This is a genomic window from Thalassospira sp. CH_XMU1458, assembly GCF_037027205.1.
In the GTDB taxonomy this organism is placed as follows: domain Bacteria; phylum Pseudomonadota; class Alphaproteobacteria; order Rhodospirillales; family Thalassospiraceae; genus Thalassospira; species Thalassospira tepidiphila.
Map to the genome: position 1 here is coordinate 1 of NZ_JAYMDW010000005.1, position 2,627 is coordinate 2,627.

Genomic DNA, 2,627 nt, shown 5'->3' on the forward strand with positions numbered 1-2,627 from the left:
CTTGGGCTCAATCAGGCATTTGTCGGCTATGTAAAGGTGATTTTGGCCCACGCTGTGCTGGGCATACCGTTTGTCATTGGCGCCAAACGGTTTCGGTCTGCGGTTCAACACCGGAAACGGCATCGAAGACCGCGCAAGCACCATCGAGAACGCGGAGCGAACGTTCAACTTCAATCGTGAAGTCAACGTGGCCCGGGGTGTCAATGATGTTAACACGGTGATCGTTCCAGAAGCAGGTAGTTGCAGCAGACGTAATCGTGATGCCGCGTTCCTGTTCCTGTTCCATCCAGTCCATGGTCGCGGCGCCGTCGTGGACTTCGCCGATCTTGTAGGACTTGCCGGTGTAGAAAAGAATTCGCTCGGTTGTCGTGGTTTTACCAGCATCGATGTGTGCCATGATGCCAATATTGCGATACCGAGAGATCGGAGTACGTTGTACCATAATCGACTCTTGATCCTGAGGTCTGGGTTACCAGCGATAATGAGCGAAAGCCTTGTTGGCTTCGGCCATACGGTGGGTATCTTCGCGTTTCTTGACGGCCGAGCCACGGTTGTTGGCTGCGTCCATCAGTTCGCCTGCAAGACGACCAACCATGGTGGTCTCGGAACGTTTGCGCGCAGCGTCAACCAGCCAACGAATGGCCAGAGCCTGACGACGCTCGGAACGAACTTCAACCGGAACCTGGTAGGTAGCACCACCAACACGGCGCGAACGAACTTCGACGTTCGGCTTCACGTTATCCATGGCTTCGTGGAACTGGGCAACAGGGTCTGCACCCTTGCCTTCCATAACTTCCAGGGCACCATAAACGATCTTTTCAGCTGCGGATTTTTTACCATCCAGCATCAGACCGTTCATGAACTTGGTCAGAACCTTATCGCCATATTTGGCGTCAGGCAGAACTTCGCGCTTTTCAGCAGCGTGACGACGTGACATCTGAGCTGCTCCTTATTTCGGACGCTTCGCGCCGTATTTCGAACGACGCTGTTTACGGTCTTTGACACCCTGTGTATCGAGGGTACCGCGAATGATGTGGTAACGGACACCCGGCAAGTCTTTTACACGGCCGCCGCGGATCATTACGACGGAGTGTTCTTGCAGGTTGTGGCCTTCACCCGGGATGTAAGAGGTAACTTCGTAGCCATTGGTCAAACGAACACGAGCAACCTTACGAAGTGCCGAGTTCGGCTTCTTCGGGGTAGTGGTATAGACACGGGTGCAAACGCCGCGTTTCTGCGGGCATGCTTCCAGTGCCGGAACCATATCGCGCTGGGTGCGCGGAGTCCGCTTTTTGCGGATCAACTGGTTAATAGTGGGCATTAACTTTCCCTTTTACTTTAACGGACGCCACTAGGGCGTTGCTCTTATCGACGCACGACGAGCGACCACGCGTCTTTGTACAAGTACAAAAACACGCGCGGACGCCCATAAAAGCAGGAGTTCCTGCCTCGACGGCCGTCAGAGTCGCACTCAAGCGATGGGGGGCGAAAACCGCCCGCTACCGCACAAAACGGCACCGGCACAGTTGCACCCCCCTAGATTCGGTGGGCGCATACTAGTGACGGGCCCCTTTTGCGTCAAGCAAAACCCTCTGGGCCTTCGAGTTGGCGCTTCAAACGCCGAAACGAGCCGGTGCGTCGATAAGAGTCCGGCTCGTTTCTGATTCTTTTTAACTGTCTGACGCGACGAACTTATTCGCCTGCCGGCAGTGAAGCAGTATCGGATTGCGGACCAAAGTTGTCGCCGATTTCTTCTTCTGCTTCGATCTGTACATTTTTGTCGCGTTCGGCAGCCAGTGCACGGAAGCGGTTCATCACCGCACCGGTACCAGCCGGGATCAGACGACCCACGATGACGTTCTCTTTCAGACCGATAAGCGTATCGGTTTTGCCCGAGACAGCTGCCTCGGTAAGAACGCGCGTGGTTTCCTGGAACGACGCGGCCGAAATGAAGGAGTGCGTCTGGAGCGAGGCTTTGGTGATCCCCTGGAGGACCGGTGCGCCTTCGGCCAATTCGCCGCCTTCTTTAAGAGCACGTTCGTTTTCGGCATCAAAATCAACGCGGTCAATGATTTCGCCAACCAGAAGCGTGGTGTCACCCGGTTTGGTGATTTCCACTTTCTGCAGCATCTGACGTACGATGACTTCGATGTGCTTGTCGTTAATCTTCACGCCCTGCAGACGGTAGACTTCCTGGATCTCGTTGACCAGGTAATCTGCCAGTGCCGGGACGCCCATAACACGCAGAATGTCGTGCGGAACCGGTGAACCATCGAGAAGCTGATCGCCCTGCTCGACGAAGTCGCCTTCCTGAACGGCAAGGTGCTTGCCTTTCGGGATCAGGTATTCGACCGGTTCGGTCAGACCCGAGTCTTCGAGCGGATGAACCACGACGCGACGCTTGTTCTTGTAGTCCTTGCCGAATTCGACGCGACCCGGGATATCCGAGATAATCGCGTGTTCTTTCGGTTTACGGGCTTCGAACAGCTCGGCAACGCGCGGCAGACCACCGGTAATGTCACGGGTTTTCGAACCTTCACGCGGGATACGCGCAAGCACGTCACCAGCGGCGACCTTCTGACCGTTCTCGACCGAGAGAATAGCATCAACCGAGAGGAAGTAACGGG

General features: G+C 55.5%; 2 protein-coding genes and 2 pseudogenes. All 4 read right to left on the reverse strand.

What is annotated here, in order from left to right; translation table 11 throughout:
- Nucleotides 1-76: 76 nt before the first annotated feature.
- Nucleotides 77-442 (reverse strand): annotated as a pseudogene (locus WBY09_RS19790) (GTP-binding protein); the annotation flags it as partial.
- Nucleotides 443-469: 27 nt separating this feature from the next.
- Nucleotides 470-937 (reverse strand): 30S ribosomal protein S7, encoded by a 468-nt coding sequence (gene rpsG, locus WBY09_RS19795; protein ID WP_007092426.1) that lies wholly within the window; start codon nt 935-937, stop codon nt 470-472.
- Between the two features lie 12 nt (nt 938-949).
- Nucleotides 950-1,321: a 30S ribosomal protein S12 gene (gene rpsL / locus WBY09_RS19800; RefSeq protein WP_008892339.1), complete on the reverse strand. Its 372-nt coding sequence runs from the start codon at nt 1,319-1,321 to the stop codon at nt 950-952.
- A gap of 371 nt (nt 1,322-1,692) precedes the next feature.
- Nucleotides 1,693-2,627 (reverse strand): annotated as a pseudogene (locus tag WBY09_RS19805) (DNA-directed RNA polymerase subunit beta'); the annotation flags it as partial.